At 63.3% G+C, this 19,965-nt stretch carries 19 protein-coding genes; 11 read left to right on the top strand and 8 right to left on the bottom strand.

What is annotated here, in order from left to right; translation table 11 throughout:
• The first annotated feature begins 148 nt into the window (after positions 1–148).
• From PCE31106_RS16825 to PCE31106_RS16790, 8 genes are all read left to right on the top strand, one after another.
• Positions 149–1,381, top strand: a complete 1,233-nt coding sequence (locus PCE31106_RS16825) for a pilus assembly protein TadG-related protein (protein WP_150564064.1) — start codon at positions 149–151, stop codon at positions 1,379–1,381.
• A 9-nt stretch (positions 1,382–1,390) separates the two neighbouring features.
• Positions 1,391–1,912: a TadE/TadG family type IV pilus assembly protein gene (locus tag PCE31106_RS16820; protein ID WP_130026360.1), complete on the top strand. Its 522-nt coding sequence runs from the start codon at positions 1,391–1,393 to the stop codon at positions 1,910–1,912.
• Positions 1,909–2,349 (top strand): TadE/TadG family type IV pilus assembly protein, encoded by a 441-nt coding sequence (locus PCE31106_RS16815; protein ID WP_150564063.1) that lies wholly within the window; start codon positions 1,909–1,911, stop codon positions 2,347–2,349. The genes PCE31106_RS16820 and PCE31106_RS16815 overlap by 4 nt, the downstream gene beginning before the upstream one ends.
• A gap of 28 nt (positions 2,350–2,377) precedes the next feature.
• A complete protein-coding gene (locus PCE31106_RS16810; protein WP_150564062.1) occupies positions 2,378–3,586 on the top strand; it encodes a CpaE/TadZ family protein in 1,209 nt (402 codons plus the stop codon).
• 87 nt (positions 3,587–3,673) lie between these two features.
• The gene (locus PCE31106_RS16805) at positions 3,674–4,984 is read left to right on the top strand and encodes a TadA family conjugal transfer-associated ATPase (protein ID WP_254441136.1); all 1,311 of its coding nucleotides are present in this window, start codon (positions 3,674–3,676) and stop codon (positions 4,982–4,984) included.
• Positions 4,985–5,026: 42 nt separating this feature from the next.
• On the top strand, positions 5,027–6,004 hold the full coding sequence (locus PCE31106_RS16800) for a type II secretion system F family protein (protein ID WP_150564060.1): 978 nt from the start codon (positions 5,027–5,029) through the stop codon (positions 6,002–6,004).
• A gap of 23 nt (positions 6,005–6,027) precedes the next feature.
• Positions 6,028–6,999, top strand: a complete 972-nt coding sequence (locus PCE31106_RS16795) for a type II secretion system F family protein (protein WP_150564059.1) — start codon at positions 6,028–6,030, stop codon at positions 6,997–6,999.
• Between the two features lie 214 nt (positions 7,000–7,213).
• The gene (locus tag PCE31106_RS16790; RefSeq protein ID WP_254441134.1) at positions 7,214–7,843 is read left to right on the top strand and encodes a methyltransferase family protein; all 630 of its coding nucleotides are present in this window, start codon (positions 7,214–7,216) and stop codon (positions 7,841–7,843) included.
• Here PCE31106_RS16790 and cynR read toward each other — a convergent pair.
• Positions 7,824–8,780, bottom strand: a complete 957-nt coding sequence (gene cynR / locus PCE31106_RS16785; RefSeq protein ID WP_083902273.1) for a transcriptional regulator CynR — start codon at positions 8,778–8,780, stop codon at positions 7,824–7,826. The genes PCE31106_RS16790 and cynR overlap by 20 nt on opposite strands.
• 155 nt (positions 8,781–8,935) lie before the next feature.
• Here cynR and PCE31106_RS16780 point away from each other — a divergent pair, with 155 nt between their 5' ends.
• Together PCE31106_RS16780 and PCE31106_RS16775 are read left to right on the top strand one after the other, a co-directional pair.
• Positions 8,936–10,105 (top strand): HPP family protein, encoded by a 1,170-nt coding sequence (locus tag PCE31106_RS16780; protein ID WP_150564109.1) that lies wholly within the window; start codon positions 8,936–8,938, stop codon positions 10,103–10,105.
• Positions 10,106–10,133: 28 nt separating this feature from the next.
• Entirely contained in the window at positions 10,134–10,412 is a 279-nt protein-coding gene (locus PCE31106_RS16775) for a hypothetical protein (protein WP_017233445.1), read from the top strand.
• A 140-nt stretch (positions 10,413–10,552) separates the two neighbouring features.
• Here PCE31106_RS16775 and PCE31106_RS16770 read toward each other — a convergent pair whose 3' ends face one another.
• Together PCE31106_RS16770 and PCE31106_RS16765 are read right to left on the bottom strand one after the other, a co-directional pair.
• The gene (locus PCE31106_RS16770) at positions 10,553–12,055 is read right to left on the bottom strand and encodes a M81 family metallopeptidase (protein WP_254441116.1); all 1,503 of its coding nucleotides are present in this window, start codon (positions 12,053–12,055) and stop codon (positions 10,553–10,555) included.
• 58 nt (positions 12,056–12,113) lie between these two features.
• Entirely contained in the window at positions 12,114–13,400 is a 1,287-nt protein-coding gene (locus PCE31106_RS16765) for an MFS transporter (RefSeq protein ID WP_150564058.1), read from the bottom strand.
• A gap of 119 nt (positions 13,401–13,519) precedes the next feature.
• Between PCE31106_RS16765 and PCE31106_RS16760 the strand changes: the two genes are divergently transcribed.
• Complete coding sequence (locus PCE31106_RS16760) at positions 13,520–14,437, top strand: LysR family transcriptional regulator (RefSeq protein ID WP_150564057.1); 918 nt, start codon at positions 13,520–13,522, stop codon at positions 14,435–14,437.
• Between the two features lie 33 nt (positions 14,438–14,470).
• Here the strand turns inward: PCE31106_RS16760 and PCE31106_RS16755 are convergent, their stop codons facing one another.
• Genes PCE31106_RS16755 through PCE31106_RS16735 form a run of 5 tightly spaced genes read right to left on the bottom strand, consistent with a single transcriptional unit; the run spans position 14,471 to position 19,935 of the window.
• On the bottom strand, positions 14,471–15,280 hold the full coding sequence (locus PCE31106_RS16755; protein WP_150564056.1) for an HpcH/HpaI aldolase/citrate lyase family protein: 810 nt from the start codon (positions 15,278–15,280) through the stop codon (positions 14,471–14,473).
• A gap of 46 nt (positions 15,281–15,326) precedes the next feature.
• Complete coding sequence (locus PCE31106_RS16750) at positions 15,327–16,076, bottom strand: GntR family transcriptional regulator (RefSeq protein ID WP_017233440.1); 750 nt, start codon at positions 16,074–16,076, stop codon at positions 15,327–15,329.
• Positions 16,077–16,112: 36 nt separating this feature from the next.
• Positions 16,113–17,303 carry a CaiB/BaiF CoA transferase family protein gene (locus PCE31106_RS16745; protein ID WP_017233439.1) on the bottom strand — a complete coding sequence of 397 codons (1,191 nt, stop codon included), beginning with the start codon at positions 17,301–17,303 and terminating at the stop codon, positions 16,113–16,115.
• Positions 17,300–18,472, bottom strand: a complete 1,173-nt coding sequence (locus PCE31106_RS16740; RefSeq protein ID WP_150564055.1) for an acyl-CoA dehydrogenase family protein — start codon at positions 18,470–18,472, stop codon at positions 17,300–17,302. The genes PCE31106_RS16745 and PCE31106_RS16740 overlap by 4 nt, the downstream gene beginning before the upstream one ends.
• 29 nt (positions 18,473–18,501) lie before the next feature.
• On the bottom strand, positions 18,502–19,935 hold the full coding sequence (locus tag PCE31106_RS16735) for an MmgE/PrpD family protein (protein ID WP_150564054.1): 1,434 nt from the start codon (positions 19,933–19,935) through the stop codon (positions 18,502–18,504).
• Positions 19,936–19,965: the final 30 nt, after the last annotated feature.

The raw sequence follows: 19,965 nt of genomic DNA, 5'->3' as shown, positions 1-19,965 counted from the left end.
CGTAACACGTTCCTCACGCACTCATAACGCTGCGTGTGCGGCGGGCGCGACAGGCGCGACCGTCGCGCACCACTCCATCACCCTGACGCTCAAGCGAGGCCTGCTCATCATGCGAAACCTCCCTACTCGACGCCGTGCCCGAGGTCGGATGCCGCGACGCGAAGGCGGCGCCATCGCGATTGTCGTGGGGCTGATGCTGGCGGTCCTGATCGGTTTCGCCGGTCTCGCGCTTGATCTCGGCAAGCTCTATGTCACACGCAGCGAACTGCAAAACAGCGCCGATGCGTGCGCGCTGTCGGCCGCGCGAGACCTGACCGGCGCAACCCCGCTGTCAGTGTCCGAAGCCGCCGGCATCGCCGCCGGGCATATCAATACCGCCCTGTTCCAGTCGACCCCCGTGACCATGACGGTAGATAGCAGCGTGACGTACAGCACGACGGCGACCGGCGCCTATGTCGACAAGGGCAGCGTGACCGGATCGTTGGCCAGTATCAAGTACGTGCAATGCACCACCTCGATGAGCGGCATCGCCAACTGGCTCATCGAGGTGCTCAACGTGCTGCCGGGTGTCAGCATCGGCCCCGGTTCTGTGTCGGCACGCGCCGTGGCCACCACGACCTCGGCGCAGACGACATGTGCGATCCCCGTCTTCGTTTGCGATCCGTCGAAATTCTCGCCGGCAATCAGCTACAGCATCGGCCAATGGCTGGTGGGCAAGGGCGACAGCTCCACCGGGACTTATGCGGGCGGCGATTTCGGCTGGGCGAACCTGACCGGCAGCGGTAACAGCGGCACGCCGTCGCTCTCGGGCGAACTCACGGGGTCGGGGCAATGCAACCTGCCCGTGGTGGGCACCACGGTCGGCACCGCGGGCAACAAGGCGTCGCTCGATACCGCCTACAACACGCGCTTCGGCATCTACCAGGGCGGGACACCGCCCAACGATGGCACGTCCACCACGGACTTCACAGGCTTCGCCTATGACGCCAAGACGTGGAGCGCGCAGGCGAACGCCTACAGCGATTTCGTGACACAGCGCAAAAACAACGCGGCGTATCAGGGCGATACGGCCACCGGGCTGAAGACCAAAGGAACCGCCGCGGCGAAGTCGGTCTATCAGGCGGGCGCGGATCGGCGGTTGCCGATAGCGCCGATGGTCGACTGCTCGAACCCTGGGACCGGCAGCGGCGGTGCCATATTCACGCTCACAGGCTGGGCCTGCGTGCTGATGCTCGATCCGATGCAACAGGGCGGCAACATCGACTCGGTCCATCTCGAGTACCGCGGCAAAGCGGGCGATGTCGGCAGCCCGTGCGCGACGCAAGGCACGCCTGGGGCGGTCGGCGCGGTCGGGCCGCTGGTGCCGGTTCTCGTGCAATAGGAGGCGACCATGACACCCCTGCGTCATCGTCACGGAAATCAGCGCGGTGTGGTCGCGGTTGAGTTCGGTCTCGTGCTGCCCGTGCTGCTCGGGCTATTCGGCGGGATGGTCGAGATGGGACACGCCATCTACCAGTACGACACCTTGACGAAATCGGTTCGCAACGCCACGCGCTATCTGTCCGAATTCTCACCGATAGACCCGAACTACCCCCTCGCAGGGGCCAAATGCCTGGCCGTGTATGGCAATACCGGCTGCACCGGAACGCCGCTGATCGGCAATCTGACGACATCGAACGTCGTCGTCTGCGATCGCAGCAGCACCACCGCGCCAAGCTGCCAGGACCTGACCTACGCCAATTACATGGTGTATGACGCCACCAACAACAGCAACGCGGGCACGTCGGTCGGCACCATCAATCTGGTGTCGGTCAAAATTTCGGGATATCAGTACTCGCCGATCCAGGCGATCCTGAACTTCTCCGGTCTGACGTTCGGCGATATCAAGACCGTCATGAGGCAAGTGCTATGAAGCCCCCTCGCCTATCCTGTCGGCGCGACCCCCAGCGCGGTGCGGCCGCCGTCGAATTCGCCATTGTGTCGGCCTTGTTCATTACCTTGCTGATCGGCTTGATGGAGTTCGCGCGCATTCTCTTCTATTGGAATACCGCTGCGGAAGCGGCGCGATTGGGGGCACGCGTAGCGGTCGTCTGCGATGTGGGCGCGAGCGCGGTGCAGAGCAAGATGATCAGTCTCATGCCACAACTCGCCACGGCCAATATCCAGGTGGCGTACACGCCGTCGGGTTGCGACACGAGCAGTTGCTCGCTCGTCACGGTCAGCTACACAGGGCTAACCGTCAACACCTTTATTCCCTTTGTCCCGATTTCGGTCACGTTGCCCCCATTCACTACGACGTTGCCACGCGAAAGCCTGACCAGCGCGTCCGGTGGGAACGTGTGCAGTTGAACATCGCAAAAAGACAGACGAGGCCATCATGCTGAAAGTATTGCTCGTTTCGCAAGCATCGGACCGTTTGGCGTTGATCGCCCGCCTCGCGCGCGACCGCCCCGAGTACGATTGCTCGACGCTGCTCGCCACACCGGCCCAGTTGCTCACGTCGGCTGCACGGCTGGGCGAGCATGATGTCGCGGTGATCGATTTGCCAGGCATGCAACAGGGTGAACTGCACGACATTCAGATGCTCTGCCAGCAGTTGCCGAAACTGATCTGCATCCTCGTGTCGGCCGAGTCGTCACCCGCCTTGCTGATTTCGGCGATGCGCGCCGGCGCCCGCGACGTGCTGCCCTGGCCGGTCGATCAACACGCGCTGACCGACGCCCTCGCCCGGGCGTCGATGCAGCACGGGCACGATGCGCCGCACCCGATGCGCGCCGTCTCGTTCATGTCGTGCAAGGGCGGAGCCGGCACCAGCTTCGTGGCGAGCAATGCGTCCTATCAGTTTTCGGTGCAGACCGGCAGCCGCGTGCTGCTGATTGATCTCGCCCAGGAGTTCGGCGACGCGGCGTTCCTGATAAGCGACAAGACGCCGCCGACAACCCTGCCGGACGTTTGCGCGCAAGCCGATCGCATCGACGCCTCGTTCCTCGAAGGGTGCGTGACGCACGTCGATGACGGCTTCGATGTCCTGGCCGGCGCGGGCGATCCGGTCGCCGCGCTCGGTGTGACGGAAGCTTGCCTGAAGCGCATTCTCGCCGCAGCCGCAAGCCGTTACGACCTTGTGGTGTTCGACATCGGCCAGATCCTCAACCCACTCACCCTCTATGCATTGCAACGTAGCGATCACATCTACGTGGTCCTGCGGGCGAACATGCCATTCCTGCGGGCGAGTCGTCGGCTGTTCGACTTGCTGCGCCGTCAGGGCGTCGCCATGGACACGGTCCACTACGTGCTCAATCGGGCCGGACGGCACGATGCCGTCGCGGCCAAGGAGGTGGCGAAGGTCATCGGCAAGCCGGCACTGGTGGTGTTGCCCGACGATGGCGCCGTCGCTGCCGCCGCCACCAGTCAGGGCGTGCCGGTGCTCAAGTTGTTCAAGCGCAGTGCCCTGACCCGGGCACTGGGCGGTCTGGCATCGACCATGGCGGGCGCCCACGCGAGCGCAGGCATCGCGCCGGCGAATGGCGGTTCGTTCATCGGCAAGCTCTTCCGCAAGGCGTCGGCCGGGCGGCCCACCCTCGTTTGATCGTCGCAACTTTGCCTCTGGGAGATCATCATGTCGCCAATCCTCGACGCCCCGTCTTTGCTGAGTCCGGCCACGTCGTCGGAGCGTATGGCTGCACCGCTCCAGGTCGCCTCCGGCATCGGGCCGCATTACGGTGAGCTCAAGCGCAAGATGCACGAGATGGTGCTGGCACGCGTCGAGCTGGAAAAGCTCGCACGCCTGTCGGACACGCAAGTCAAACACGAACTCGTGCAGTTGATCGATCGTGTGGTGAGCGAGCAGAACGTGCTCGTCAATGACGCGGAACGCCGGCAGCTCGCCGGCGACATCTACGACGAGATGTTCGGCCTGGGGCCGCTCGAAGCCCTGTTGCGCGATCCGACCATCTCCGACATTCTCGTCAACACGCACAAACGCACGTATGTCGAGCGCTTCGGCAAGCTCGAATCGACGGCCGTGACGTTCTACGACGACGCGCACCTGATGAAGATCATCGAGAAGATCGTTTCGCGCGTGGGGCGCCGCATTGACGAATCGAGTCCGATGGTCGACGCCCGCCTGCCGGATGGCTCGCGTATCAACGCCATCATTCCCCCGTCGGCGATTGACGGTCCGCTGTTGTCGATTCGCCGCTTCGGCACCACCGCGTTGCAGATGACCGACCTCGTCCGTCTCGGCACACTCACGGAGCCGATGGCCGAAGTACTGTCCGCGCTGACGCACGCCAAGGTCAACATGCTGATCTCAGGCGGCACGGGCAGCGGCAAGACAACGTTGCTCAATATCCTCTCGAGCTTCATCCCGGACAACGAACGCATCGTGACCATCGAAGATGCCGCCGAACTGCAGTTGCACCAGTTGCATGTGCTGCGGCTCGAAACGCGTCCGCCGAACATCGAGGGCAAGGGCGAAATCACGCAGCGCACGCTGGTCCGCAACGCGTTGCGGATGCGCCCTGATCGCATCATCCTTGGCGAAGTGCGCGGAGCGGAAGCGCTCGACATGCTCAATGCCATGAATACCGGTCACGAGGGGTCGCTCGCCACGATCCACGCGAATACCCCGCGCGATGCCCTGACCCGAATGGAAAACATGATCAGCATGTCGGGCCTGCAACTACCGCCCAAGGCGATGCGTCAGCAGATCGCTTCGGCCATCACTGTGATCGTGCAGACGGCACGCCTCACAGATGGACGTCGTCGGCTGGTCAGCCTGCAGGAAATCACGGGGATGGAGGGCGACATCATCTCCATGCAGGAGATTTTCACGTTCAAGCGGACGGGGGTCGGTGGCAATGGTGAGGTGAAAGGTCATTTCGTCGCCAGCGGTGTACGTCCGAAGTTCTCCGAGCGCCTTCAGGCATTCGGCGTCGCTTTGCCGGATGCCATCTACGATCCGTCGCGCCGGTTGGAAGTGTGACGATACCCGCGCCCGACAGGCGTCCCGCAGTGGGAGGAAACGATGAGTCCGTACTTCTACATTTTCGCGATTCTGCTCTTCGCGGCCGTGGTACTGGCCATCGAAGCCGTCTATCAGTGGTGGAGCAACCAGCACAGCGCGGCCGCCAAACGGATCGAGTCGCGCATTCGCTCGCTCTCGGCCGGTGGCCATGTCGACCGGGAGCACACGTCGATCCTGAAGACGCGGATGCTGAGCGATTCGCCGAGACTGGAACAGCTTCTGATGCGCATGCCGCGGGTCCACAGTCTCGATCTGTTCATCCTACAGTCGGGGCTTTCGTGGTCGGTGAGCCGCCTGCTGACGTTCATGCTGCTACTGGGCGCCGGGGCAGTGATCCTGGTGCTGATATTGCCGCTGCCGTGGCGCCTGGCGCTCATCGCGGGGCCGCTGGCGGCATGCTTGCCGGTCCTGTATGTGATGCGTCGTCGCAGACGTCGACTTGCGCAACTCGAACGCCAGTTGCCGGAAGCTGCCGATATGATCGCCCGCGCATTGCGCGCGGGACATGCGTTCACGGGGGCGATCGAGATGGTCGGCGATGAGATGGCGGCCCCTATCGGCGGCGAGTTCCACATCATGTTCGACGAAATCAACTACGGCGTCAGCCTCAACGACGCCCTGCTGAACCTCGCGACTCGCGTGCCTGTCGCCGATCTGCGCTACTTCATCATTGCGGTGATGATTCAGCGCGAGAGCGGCGGCAATCTCGCCGAGATCATGGGCAACATCGCCGAGCTCACGCGAGAGCGGCTCAAGCTGTATGAAAAGGTCAAGGTGCTGTCGGCCGAAGGACGTCTGTCCGCCAATATTCTGGAGGTGCTGCCGTTCGGCGCCGCCGGCATCATCATGGTGGTCAACCCGGCGTTTCTTGAAATTCTCTGGCACGACCCCGCCGGCATCAAGCTGGCCGTGGTGGCGCTGGTGCTGATGGCGTTGGGAATGGTGTGGATGCGCATGATTATTCGCATCCGCGTGTGAACGGCGACGGCGGGGGAACTGTCATGCCACAACTCAATCAAGGCCAAATGGTCCTGCTGGTCGGCGTCTTCGTGATCTCGTTCAGCATTGCGCTGGTCGCAGCGATCTGGTTCTGGCCCCAGAAAACGAAAACGCGTGCTCGCGTGGGGGCCCTCGGCGCCGGCACGCCAGCGGACGCGCCCGGCGAGCCAACCGGCACACGCGAATGGATTGAGCGCCTCGCCGAATGGTCGCAACCGATCTCGAAACTCTCGTTGCCCAAAGAGGGGTGGGAGAGTTCCGTCCTGCGGGTGCAGTTCATGAACGCCGGCTGGCGCGATGCGTCGGCGCCCGCGCTCTACTTTGCGGCCAAGACATTGCTGGCGCTGGTGCTGCCGTTGATCGGCTACTACATTGCGAGCACGCACTACACGACGATCAACCGCACGCTGCTCCTAAGCGTTCTGTTGTTGCTCGGTGCGATCGGCTACTATTTGCCGAACGGCATTCTGACGCGCCGAATCGCCTGGCGCCAACGTGTGATTTTCGAGGATTTTCCGGACGCACTCGATCTGTTGACCGTGTGTGTCGAAGCGGGATTGAGCCTGGATGCGGCGCTGGCCCGTGTCGCGAAGGAAATCCACGTTCGCAGCGCGGTGCTCGCGCGCGAATTCGACTTGATGTTGCTCGAACTCCGGTCGGGCTATTCAAAGGAGCGTGCCTTGCGCAATCTGAGCCTGCGAACGGGCGTCGAGGATATCGATACGTTCGTGTCGATGCTGATTCAGGCCGAGCGCTTCGGGACCAGCATCGGGGCGTCGTTGCGGGTGTTGTCGGAGACCTTGCGAATGAAGCGGCGGCTACGGGCCGAGGAGCGCGCGGCGAAAATCGCGCTGAAACTACTGTTCCCGCTGATCTTCTTCATCTTCCCGACATTGCTGCTGGTGCTGCTTGGCCCGGCGTTCCTTCAGATCTACCGGGTGTTGCTGCCTTCGCTTTCCGGTTCGATCAATTAGCGCCGGCATGGCATTGCCACGATGACGCCTGCGCCGGAGCTACACCGGCATCGCTTGACGGCAACACCCGGCGTTGTTTGCGGCGCGGGGGACAGAGCAAAAACGACCGGCACGCGAGGTGCCGACGTGACCAGCATCAAGGACCTGGATCATGGAAAGCAAAAACTACGTGGATCTGCCCCTGGACGGTGCGTTGTCCCATGACGAACCGGGCATGCAGTCTCGACCTCAGTGGCGTGAAATGGCGGTGGAGATATCGGTGCGCGTGGGCTCCGCGCTGCTGCTAAGCATCTTTGCGTATTCGGCCATCCTGCAATGGCGCCTGGACCCCGCCCGTCTGACGGTGCTGCTGCTTGCGCTTGCGTCGTCGTTGACCGTCGGTCTGTCGCTGTTTTCCCGCATTCCCGAGAAGCGCGACTGGCGACCGGTGAGCATTGCGCTGTCGGTCGGCGGCACGTTCTACTTCCTGGCTATCGAGCTGGCGCCGGGCATCCGGCTTATTCCGGAGCCGGTGGGCGCAACCCTGTGTTGTGCCGGCATTCTGTGGCAACTGTTCGCCAAGGCGTCGTTGCGCCGGTCGTTCGGCATCTTGCCAGCAAACCGGGGCATCGTGACCCGCGGCGCCTATCGTCTTGTCCGGCATCCGATCTATCTCGGCTACTTCATCACGGACATAGGCTTTCTGTCGACGAACTTCGGTTGGCGCAACCTGCTCGTCTATGCCGGCTTGTACGCCCTTCAGATTGGTCGTCTGCTTCGGGAAGAACGGCTCTTGTCCCACGACCCGGAATATCGGGCCTATCAGGCGAATGTGCGTTACCGCGTCATTCCCGGGGTGTTCTGACGACAGTCCCGTCGGGCCGACGAAGGTCGTCGTCGATGAAGGACGACGCAAGCCCAAGCTGACGCGTCGACGACATCACGATGTTCGCAAAGGCCTTTGCGGCGGCGGTTCGGTGGACCCGCTGCCGCTCCAGAATGGCCACGGTACGGCTCGTGATGGGCTCCGGCAGATCGAGATGCGAGAGTCCTGTCGGCACATCCCCGCTGACCTGGGGCAATACGGTGGCCATCCCCCCAAGCTGGACAATTCTCAGTACCGCACTGATGGAGTTGGCCTCGATGGCGATGTTGGGCGCGATTTTGTGCGCTCGGAAATACGCATCCGCATACGTTCTAGCGGCGAAACCTTCGACGAGCATCACAAGCGGCAGGCTCGCCAATTGCGCCGATGTGATGGCAACCCCTGCGCAGCGCAGTGGATGCGTCGAGCTGACGACAAGCGTTGCCCGCTCCTCGAACAGGGGCGTCACCTGGATGCCTTCGGTTCGAACATCGGTGAATCCAACGCCGATGTCGCTTTCGTCCGCGCACAACGCGCCTTCGATGGCGTCGAGCGACATCTCCGACATATACACGTGGACGTTCGGATAGTGCTCGTGAAACGAGTGCACCCATTTCGGCATCAGCGATTCGGTAAATGAAGGCGTACACGCCACGCGAAGTACCCCACGCGACAGATCCTCAACCTCCTGCAATGCCCGCCATCCGGCTTCAAGCTCGAACAGCGCCTTGCGCGCATGCGCAACGTATGTCTCGCCAGCATCGGTGAGTCGGATCGACCGTCCGGTTCTGTCAAACAACGTCGTGCCGAGGTAGTCCTCGAGCTGCTTGATTTGCTGCGACAACCCGGGCTGGGAAACGCCCAACGCGTCCGCAGCGCGCGTGAAGTTCTTGTGCTCTGCAACAGCGAGCAAATACCGTATTTGACGCGGGACCACGGTGCGGTTCTCCATAACTTGAACTTATCGGGACCATTGCAACCACGTCTTGGACTCTATTGACGCGCAGATGCAGAATCATGGACGGCCAGCCGATCAAAGTCACTCGTGCGGCGAGGCGCTTTTTCCTTCACACCATAACAATTCGAAAGGGTATGTTGACTCAAAAGCAGATGCAAGCATGGTTAGGCGCGTTTCTGCCGAACGCCACGGGCCTCAGTGCACGGGAACGCCTGCGCTCTGGCCTGGGCGCAGCAGCAGCGCTGACGATTGCCGGGCTGACCATCCATCTATTCCCCGGATTCTCCAGTCGCTTTCCGCTGCTGATCGCCCCGATGGGGGCTTCCTCGGTGCTTCTCTTTGCCGTACCCGCCAGCCCGCTCGCTCAACCGTGGTCGGTGATTGGCGGCAACGTCATCGCCGCCGTTGTCGGCGTCACATGCGGCATCGTCATTACGAATGTGCCGATTGCCGGCGCGATCGCCGTTTCCGTGGCCATTCTGGCGATGTTTGCAGCGCGTTGCGTGCATCCGCCCGCCGGTGCCGTGGCACTGACCGCCGTGTTCGGCGGGGCCGGCATCCATGGAATGGGCTATGCCTTCGCCATTGCCCCCGTTGCCCTGCAGTCGACGGTGCTGGTGTCGCTCGCCATCATTTATCACTCGCTCACGGGGCACCGCTATCCACATCGCGTGGTGAAGGTCAAGGCGACGGAATCGGCGGATGCTTCGATGGAAGCCGGCGGCGGATTCACGCGTAAAGACCTGGAAGCCGTGCTGGCGCGTCGAAATGAATTCATCGACGTGGACATCGACGACCTGGAGGCGCTCCTGCGAGAAACCCAACTCGCCGCCTGCCGCCGAACATTTCACGGCCTGACGTGCCAGGACATCATGACGAAGTCGCCATTGACAGTGCTCAAGGAGACGGATTGTTCGGTGGCGCTCAAGTTGCTGGAGCGTCGCGCCATCAAGGCGCTTCCGGTGCGCGACACCGATCATCGGATCGTCGGCATCGTGACGCGGTATGACATCCATCGCGAGCTTGGACGTGCGGCCGGACCGCAAAGCATTGGCAACGCGCTCGGTTGGCTTCTCCCCGGGAAGGACAACCCCCGATCGGTCGGCTCGGTGATGACAACCAAGGTGTGTACCACAAAGGGCTCAGATTCCATTCTCGACCTACTGCCCACGTTCTCCACGACTGGGCACCACCATATTCCAGTGGTTGATGACGGCAATCGTGTCATCGGAATGATTACGGAGAGCGACTTGATTGCGGGACTTCACGCGGGAACGCAAATTCACCAGCTCGAAGCCGCGTAGATCTTCCCGGCATTTACCAGGAGGGGGCATGAACCTGAGAACCATCGAAACCTATCGGTCCGTCCACATCGAGGCTGCGCTCGAGCTTGAGCATCACGGGTACATCGCGTGGATACGCTATCGCGACAGGCGCAGAATCGTCGCGCACCGACAAGTGGCGCCCTCCGTCGGGAAATGCTTTGCGGCGGTGGATGTCCTCGTCAAGCAATTGCGGGCTGAGATTGACGAGATGATCCGACGCGGCGACGCCACGGAAGACCCAAGGCGGGTGCACCGGGCGCCGCAAGCGTCGCCGCGGATGCCATAGAGCGAGCGGTGGTCCGGGACGGGCGACTATCGCCCTTCCCTATGCCTCTCGCCTATTTCTCCGTCAGGCCAGCCTAACGACGGTGTCGTGCATGGTGCCTTCCGCCCAGCCGTCCTGGAATTTGATGTGTAGCACCGACGCTACCCGCCAAAAGGCTCACCGCCGGGCCGGGTGCGCATGCCGGGCGCGAGACGCGTCCAGGGCAGATCGGCGGGATCGGCGGTCATGGGGCCCGGCGCCTTCGCCACCAACACCGCCTCGGCGATTGGCTCGAAGTCCGCGCGAAAATGCACCGAGCTCTTGTTCACGAGAATGCGCATCTCCTCTGGCTGGATTCCCGCCACGCGATACAGATTGCGGTCCAGCATCTGCGCCTTGCTGGAACTGATCGCAATCAACACGTCGTCGATGCGCAAGCACGCGACCGGGCCAAGTTCGGCTTGCATGCCGTTCATCATGGGGCCGTCATAGCGGCACCGACCCTCGGAGAGGAACGTGACTTCGAACTTGCCGACGAACGGTTGATCGCCAGGCACGCCCGACTGCCCGCCCAACGACGTCTCGATCTGCGCGCCTATGCCCGCGCGATGCGCTAACGCCGCAGCCTCCGGATCGTATATCAGGCCGATCGCAGCACGTTTAGCCCCATGACGAACAAGCGCTCGCAGCATCTCCATCGTGTTGGCATCGCCACCCGCCCCTGGATTGTCCTGCGTATCGGCAATGACGACCGGACGACTCGCCCCTTCGGATAATCGCATCGCTTCTTGCACCGCGGCATCGGGGGACAGGAACGTGACGCGCCACGCAGACTCCTCGTCGATCATGCGCCGGTAAAGCGCGTCGACGGCAGCATTCGTGGCGTCGGCCGCGTGTCCGTACGCCCAGATCACCGGACCGCATTCAGGAAAATCCGCTGCCGGAAACCCGGGTGCGAACGATGCCGATACGACATCGCCCACTTCCGCCTCGCCGACGCGCTGGTACATCCCGCGCGATGGTTCGAGCAGCGTACACATGCCATTGATCGGAATGAGAAAGGGCAATCGCCGCGACGCGCGATGCAGCCCTTCCCCCGATATCAACCGTGCAAGCAGATCGGCGGCACGCGCCCCCGTCTCGGCCATATCCACGTGCGGATACGTGCGATACGCGACGAGCGCATTCGCGCTGCGCAACATTCGTTCGGTGACGTTCGCGTGCAGGTCGAGCGACGCGACGATGGGCACGCTCGGGCCGACGACCTCGCGTACGCGCGCCAGCAGCTCGCCTTCCCCATCGTCGACATGTTCGGCAACCATCGCCCCATGCAGATCGAGATACACCGCATCGAACCGCTGCGTGCGCGCCGCCTCCACGATCTCGCCCGCGATTCGCTCGAATGCGTCGCGCGTCACGTGCGCCGACGGACTCGCGCCTGCCCAGATGACCGGCGAGAGCGCGTATCCGGCAGCCTCCGCCGCTCGAATGAAGCCGCCGGCGGGAATGTTGACGTCGCGCAGCGCGAGTACGTCGCTGCCGCGCGACATCGATGGAAAGCCTTCGCCACGCTCGAAGTTCTCGTAAGCGGCTTTCGACGGCGCAAAGGTATTGGTTTCGTGTTGGAAACCGGCGATCAAAATGGTCGGAGGGGTACGGGACAAAATCAGACCTCTGGTGAGATTGTGGGGGCGGGATCGGGCGTCACAGGCATCACAGACGTCAAGCGGTGCGTGCCGGACGCATCGCGATCAATACGATGGCGCCGATGGCCAGCAGCGCGACCATCACGTACAGCCCGGCGTGCAGACTGCCGGTCGCACCCTGCGCCCAGCCGATGATCGTCGGGCTCAGGAAACCGCCCATCAGCCCGATGGTGTTGATGAGCGCAATGCCGCCCGATGCGGCGTCGCCCTTGAGGTATTCGGACGGCATCGCCCAGAACACGGTATAGGCGACCCACATCATGGCGGTCGCAATCGTCATGCAGGTCAGCGAGAGCGCGAGATCGCTGCTGAAGAGCGTGGCGAGCGCCAGCGTCACCGAACCGATGAGTGCGGGCACTGCGCTGTGATAGCGACGCTCGCCGCGCCGGTCGGAACTGCGGCCGACGAGCAGCATCGCGACGGCCGCCGCGACGTAAGGTATCGCCGAGTAAAAGCCGATCTGCAGGGTGTCTCGCACGCCGGCCGCCTTGATGATCGACGGCAGCCAGAAGCTCACCGCGTAGATTCCGCAGATAAAGCAGAAGTATGGCAACGCGAGCCAATAGACCCGCGGATCCTTGGCGACCTGCGCGAACGAATGATGTGAGCCACCCCGGGCATCGAGTTCCGAGGCGAGCAGGCGCTTCTCGTCGGCGCTCAGCCAACGTGCGTCGGCTGGCCGGTCGTCGAGCACAAACAGCGCGAGCACGCCGAACACCACGCACGGCAATCCCTCGATCAAGAACATCCACTGCCAGCCGTCAAGGCCGTGCGCGCCGGAGAACGCCGTCATGATCCACGTCGACAGGGGGCCGCCAAACATGCCACCGATCGGACCTGCCAGCATGACAATCGCCATGACCTGCGCCATGCGCGCGCGACCGTACCAATAGGTCAAGTAGAAAATCATGCCGGGTGCGAATCCCGCCTCGAAGACGCCGAGCAGAAACCGCATCGTGTAGAACATCGGCTCCGAACGCACGAACACCATCGACGCCGAAGTCACCCCCCACAACACCATGATCCGGCTGATGGTCTTGCGCGCGCCCACCTTCGGCAAGAGGAGATTGCTGGGGACTTCGAACAACACATAGCCGAGGAAGAAAATACCCGCGCCGAGACCGTACACGGCATCGGAGAAGCCAAGATCGCTTTGCATCTGAAGCTTCGCGAAACCAATATTTACCCGGTCGAGGTACGCGAACGTGTAGCAAAGCAGCAGAAACGGAAGCAGCCGCCAGTTCAGCTTGCGATAAAGCGCCGCGTGCCGTTCAGTGAGAGGCGTGGAAGGAATAGCGGACAAGAGCGTTCTCCGGTGTGCTTAGGATGAATTCATCATTAACAGCCAAAAACCGAAGAGCAAGAGCAACCTAAGTCGGTTATCGTTGCTCATTTGGCAACACTTAACCGAGGACGGACACGGTGCGTGAACTGAATCAACGGCGTTTGCGGTATTTTCACGAAGTGCTTACGCACGGCTCGATCCGCGCGGCAGCCGACAGCCTCAATACGGCGGCGTCGGTGATCACTCGGCAAATCCGGCTGCTCGAGGACGAGATTGGCGCACCGCTTTTCGAGCGGCGTGCGCGGGGTGTCCGGCCGACCGAAGCGGCCATGCACCTCCTCGAATATTGGCGGGGATGTCAGTCGCAACAGGAGCAGTTCGAAGATCGGCTTGAAGCGCTGCGCGGTTTGAAGCGGGGCAATGTCCGGCTCGCGATCAGCGAGGGTTACATCGACGGCCTGATGGAAGAGGTGCTCAACGACTTCTGCATGCAGTTCCCCGGACTCGACGTGATCGTCGATGTCCTGCCGGTCAACAACGTGCTGGAGGAGGTGGCGCAGAGCCGCGCGCACATCGGTCTGGCCTATAACCCGCCCGCCCACCCGGAGATTGAATTCCGCGCAACGTCGTCGCAGCCGATCGTGCTGCTCGTCAATACCCGGCATCCGCTCGCACTGCGAGGCGGTACCGTCACCGTCGAGGAAATGCTGCAATATCCGTTGGCGTTGATGCCGCCCGCATTCGGGCTTGGACAGGTTGTCGAGATGCTGGCTTACACGGAAAACGTCGACATCCGCCGAACGCTGACCACAAACTCGCTTCAGGTATTACGCCACTTCGTGACTCGCGGAGAAGGCGCGACGCTGATCGGCGCCTTCTCGGTGTACCGCGAAATCGATGCCGGCGAACTCGTGGCACTGCCCATTGCACATCCCCTCTTCGAAGCAGCGAAGGCGCGGGTGCTGGTGAAGTCTCGTCGTCCGCTTTCCCCGGCGGCGGAAACGTTGCTGACGTGGATTCTGAAGCGGATGACGATGTTTTCGGAGAGCCATTGAACCTGGGGCCAACGGGCGCCTTTGGCGCGGCCCCTAAACCAGTTGCGCCACGATCGCCTTGGCACGTTCCACTACCGGCCGGTCAACGAGCTTGCCGTCCACGGCGATCGCGCCTGCGCCTCCTGCGGCGACCGCATCGAGCACCCGCGTCGCCCACTCGGCTTCCTGTTGCGTCGGCAGGAAACCGGCGCGCACGATCCCGACTTGCTTTGGGTGGATACAAAGCTTTGCCCCGAATCCAAACGCGCGTGAATGGCGCACATCGGCACGCAACGCGTCGTCGTCGCCGATGGCGACGCTCACCCCATCGATGGGCGCCGGCAACCGCGCATAGCGTGACTCGATCACGAACTGCGTGCGAATCGCATCGAGCGCGGCACCGTCGTCGCCGATGCCGGCGTCCGCACAGAAGTCGACCGTACCGAATGCCAGTCGCGTCACCCCCGGCGCCCCCGCAATTTCGCGCAAACGTACCACCGCGTCGACCGTCTCGATCAGCGCGTAAAGCGTCTGCGCCTCGCGCAAGCGGGCGCGCAACGACTGCATCTCGTCGGCCCGCTCCGTCTTTGGCAACATGATCCCCGCGACGCCCGGCATTTCGGCCAATCGCAGATCGTCGGCGTGCCAGGGCGTATGCACGCCATTGATGCGCACCAATACGCGCGCGTCTTCACCGTGTTGCGCCAGCCATTGAAACAGCGCGTCGCGCGCCGTCTGTTTGTGGTCGGGAGAAACGGCGTCCTCGAGATCGAGGATCACGCGCGCCGCGTCGGTGGCGAGCGCCTTGTCGAAGCGATCCGGACGGTCGCCGGGAACGAACAGATACGTGGATACAGCGTTCATGGGTGCCCCTTTGCGCGGGCGCCCTTCCCGACGCATTGACGGGGTGTCAGGAGGCGGCGCGCCAGTCGCGTTGAAATGTTTCCGAATAACTGAAGCGGTCGGCCGGGTGAATGCTGATCGCCGCCTCGACGATTTCCTCGCGGCGATTCAGATACCGCCGGCAAATCCACAAGGCCGCCGACTTCGGCTTCACGTTGAGCCAGCGCGCCTGCGCCGGCGTGATAAGCGTGGCCCGAATCTCCTGCTGCACCGCCGCGATCTTTTCGCCGAACTGCTCTTCGATCAGCGTGTAGATCGGCACGTGCGAACTGTCCGCGATCCCCTCCAGCGCACGAAACGCCGGATGGATATAGATGTCGCTGACACAAATGGGGTCCGGCTCGCCGCCACTGCGCCGCAGCGCCGATAAATGCAGCCACGATTCACCATTACCGGCGCGCAGCACCGGCGCCAGTGTCTCGTCGACTTCGACCAGATCGCGCGCGAGGATCTCCAGCTCGGTGTCGGCCGTGTATTGCTGCAAGTCGCCCAGTTGGCGCATCACCTGCTGGTAGCCGCTGACCGCCTCGCGCGCCAACACGCGCGTGCCGACACCGGGCTGGCGATCCACCAGCCCCATCTGCACCAGGCGCTTGACCGCCTCGCGCACCGTGAAGCGGCTGGCACCGAACTGCTCGCACAGATCGAATTCGGTCGGCAGGAAGTCACCGACCGCGTATCGACCATCGCGGATCTCGTGGATCAGCGTCTGCGCGAGCTGAAGATAGCGTGGCTGCTGGTTAAGCAATGGGGTCATGCGCGTGGTCGGCGTTGCCGGTGAGGAGTAATGGTGTCATTGCACCACAGCTTGTTCGCGCAGCCAAGCAATCGCGTCGTCGCCGAACCCGGCTTCGCGCAGTACCTCGTCCGTATGCTCGCCCATTCGCGGCGCCGCGCGTGTCGGCAGCGGCGTGTCGATGCGCACCGGCGACGCCACGCCCTTGATCGGGCCATGTTCCGGGTGCTCGAAGTCCATCACGCGCGCCTGCTCGGCCACGAACGGATTGTCGAGCGCCTGCGCAACATCGTGCACCGGCGCCGCCGGCACCTTGCCCGCGAAGCGCTGCATCCACGTCGCCGTGTCCTCGGTCATCAACACGTCGTCGAGTTCGCGGCGCACGCGGTTGCGATGCTTCAGGCGCGCCGCATAGTTGCAAAGCTCGGGGTCGGTGATCCATTCCGGCTTGCCGATCTCCTGCGCCAGCACGCCCCAGAACTTCTCCTTGTTGCACATCAGGAAAATCCAACCGTCGCGCGTACGGTACAACTCGCTGGGCGTGAGCGACGGATGGCTCGAACGCGGTTCGCGCCGCGTCATGTGTCCGCCGTTCAGGTACCACGTCGCCACATAGGCCAGGTTATGCAGCGCCACGTCGAACAGACTGACATCGAGGTCGCGCCCCGTGCCCGTCTTGCGTGCTTCGAGCACCCCGGCGAGCAACGCCATCGAGGCGGTCGTGCCGGTCATCAAGTCGATGATCGACAGGCCGAAGCGCGCGGGCGGACCGTCCGGCTCGCCGGTGAGCGACAGATAGCCGGCTTCGGCCTGCATCAGGTAGTCGTAGCCGGGCCACGCCTTGCGCGAACCGGTGCGGCCGTAAGCCGACAAGTGCACGCATACCAGCGCGGGGTTCGCGCGCGCCAGCGACGCATAGTCGAGGCCGAGCTTGACGGGGAGGTCGCCGCGCAGATTGTCGAACACGGCGTCCGCGGACTCGACCAGCTTGAGCAGGATCTCCCGGCCTTCCGCGCTCTTGAGGTCGAGCGCCATGCTGCGCTTGTTGCGATTGAACGCTTCGTAGAAGTGGCTGTCGCCCTCGCCGAAGAAGTGCGGGCCGACCGCGCGGCCGACGTCGCCGCCGTCCTTCGCGTTCTCGATCTTGATGATGTCGGCGCCGAGATCGGCCAGATGCTGCGTGGCGAACGGACCGGCACCGTATTGCTCGACTGCGATCACCCGCAGTCCGGACAGTGGCAGGCTCATACCGGATTCCTCTCGATCAGTTGCTTCGCGATGATGATGCGTTGCAGCTCGTTGGTCCCCTCGCCGATCACGAGCAGCGGCGCATCGCGATACAGACGCTCGATGTCGAATTCCTTCGAATAGCCATAGGCGCCGTGGATGCGCATCGCCTCGGTGCTGTTCTCGACGCCGGCCTCGGTGGCGAAGTACTTCGCCATGCCCGCTTCCATGTCGCACCGTTCGCCGCGGTCATACGCCTGCGCCGCCGCATCGACGAGCAACCGCGAGGCATGCACGCGTGTCGCCATCTCGCCGAGCTTGAGCTGGATCGCCTGATGCTCGCAGATCGGCTTGCCGAAGGTCTTGCGTTGCTGACTGTACGCGACCGACGCGTCGAGCGCCGCCACCGCGATGCCGAGACCGCGCGCCGCGACGTTGATGCGCCCCAGTTCCAGCCCGCTCAGGATCTGCTTCAGGCCACGCCCTTCCTCGCCGCCGATCAGGCGATCGACCGGCACGCGGTAGTTGTCGAAATTGAGTTCGCAAGTATCGATGCCCTTGTAACCGAGCTTTTCCAGCTTGCGGCTCACTTCGAAGCCGGGTCCCTTCTCCGCAATGAGCAGGCTCATGCCGCGATGTCGCGGCTGTGCCGTCGTATCGGTCTTGACCAGCAGCACCAGGCAATTGCCGTACAAACTGTTGGTAATCCAGGTCTTCGCGCCATTGACCACGTAATGATCGCCGTCGCGCGTGGCGGTCGTGCGGATCGCCTGCAGATCGGTGCCACAATCCGGCTCGGTCAGGCCGATACCGCCGCGCAACTCGCCGGTCGCGAAGCGCGGCAGGAACGCGGCCTTCTGGTCCGGTGTGCCGTTGCGCTGCACCGTCATCGCCATGATCAGATGCGAATTGACGATGCCGCTGAGCGACATCCACACCGCCGACATGCGCTCGATCATGCGCGCATAGGTGCGGGTCGAGAGCCCCAACCCGCCATACTCGGGCGCGATCAGGCAACCGAACAGCCCCATCTCCTTCATCTGCTCGACGATCTCGGCCGGATACTCGTCGGCTTTCTCCAGGGCATGCACGTAGGGCTTGACCTCTACCTTGAGGAAGCGATCCAACATGTCGAGGATCAGGGTATCGTCCTCGCCTTGCCCTGCGGTGTTGTTTTCCACTTGCGTCATCTCACTATCTCCAGACATTCACTCGCGGCCTAGACCGCCTCGCCGAGCACGGCTTGCAGGGCGCCCGCCGGCAGGCGGTCTAGAGCGAGCACGGTCTCGCGTACCTTGTCAACGCGTGCCTGCGGCAGTACACGCGCTGCATTGGCGACGTACTTCTCTACGATTTCCGCATTGCTGAGCGGACGATCCGCGCTGCCGCGATTGATCGCCTCGCGATGCGCGAGCGTGCTGCCGTCGCGCAGTTCCAACACGACTTCCCCCGTATAGTGGCGCGGGAAAGTGCTGGCCGGGTCGATCTCGTACTCGACCTTCGCCGCCAGCGCGAGTACCGCGTCATTGCGCAGCGCCGCCGGTTCGAGCTCGTCGAGCGTGAAGTGGCCTTTGATCAAGGCACTCGATACCACATAAGGTACGCTGAACTGCGCGTCGTAGCTGTTCGCCGGACGGCGCTTGTTGGCCACCGGCTCGCACACTGTTTTGACGACCGCCTCGGGAACCTTCACGCGAATGCGCTCGACCTGATCGCCCAGTTCACTGATCTTCGCGCCTCGTTGCTGCCAGACCTTGTGCAACGCCGTGCCGGCATCGGCGAACGCATGCGTGAAATGACAGGCCGGCACCGGCTTGATCGCCACTTCCTCGATCTGCCATTGCTCGCCCAGGCCTTCCGTCGCGAGCGCCAGATCGGCATTGCCGCGCTGTTCGCCGAGGTAGCTCGAAAACAGGCCGAAACGCCCTTCATACGGTGCGGATGCCCCGATGTAGCCATGCGCCGCCATGGTCGCCGCGGTGAACGCCGACTGGGCGGCCCAGCCCGGATGCAAGCGTTTGGTCCAGGCGCCGTCTTGCAGGAATTCGAGGCTGCCGCTGGCCATCGACAGCGCAATGCCCTGCGCCATCGCAGTCTGCTGTGCGGTCAGGCCCAACAGGCGTGCGGCCGCCAGCGTGCAACCGAAGATCCCCACGACACCGGTCGGATGGAACCCCACCTGGTGGAAGCCGCCCTTCGCCACCGAGCCGATGCGCGTGGCCGCTTCCATGCCGGCGATGTAAGCCGCCAGCGTCTGGGCGCCATCGACACCGCGCAGTTCCGACACGCCGAACACGCACGGCAACACGCTCGCGGTGGCATGGATCACGCCGCGCGAATGCGTGTCGTCGAAGTCGAGGCCGTGCACGAGCACGCCGTTCATGACCATCGCGTCGCGTGTGTTGAGGCGATGGCCACGGCCGATCACCGTCGCGCCCGGTTTGTCTCCGGCGCTCAGGGCCGAAAGACCTTCGAGCGCGACCCGGGTGAAGTCGGCCGGCTGCGACGCATAGGCCAGGCCGATCGCATCGAGCAGCAAGTGCTTGGCGCGTTCGCGCACAACTGTCGGCACGGCGTCGAGCGAAAGGCCCAGAGCGAACGAGGCCAGCGTCGCCGAGATCCCCTGGGGCGTGTGGTTCACTTCTGAAGTCATGCTGTCTCCTTCCTGAACGGATGCAAGGTG

Origin of the sequence: Pandoraea cepalis (assembly GCF_902459665.1) — a bacterium.
GTDB classification, from domain to species: domain Bacteria; phylum Pseudomonadota; class Gammaproteobacteria; order Burkholderiales; family Burkholderiaceae; genus Pandoraea; species Pandoraea cepalis.
This window is presented reverse-complemented; position numbering and strand designations above follow the sequence as displayed.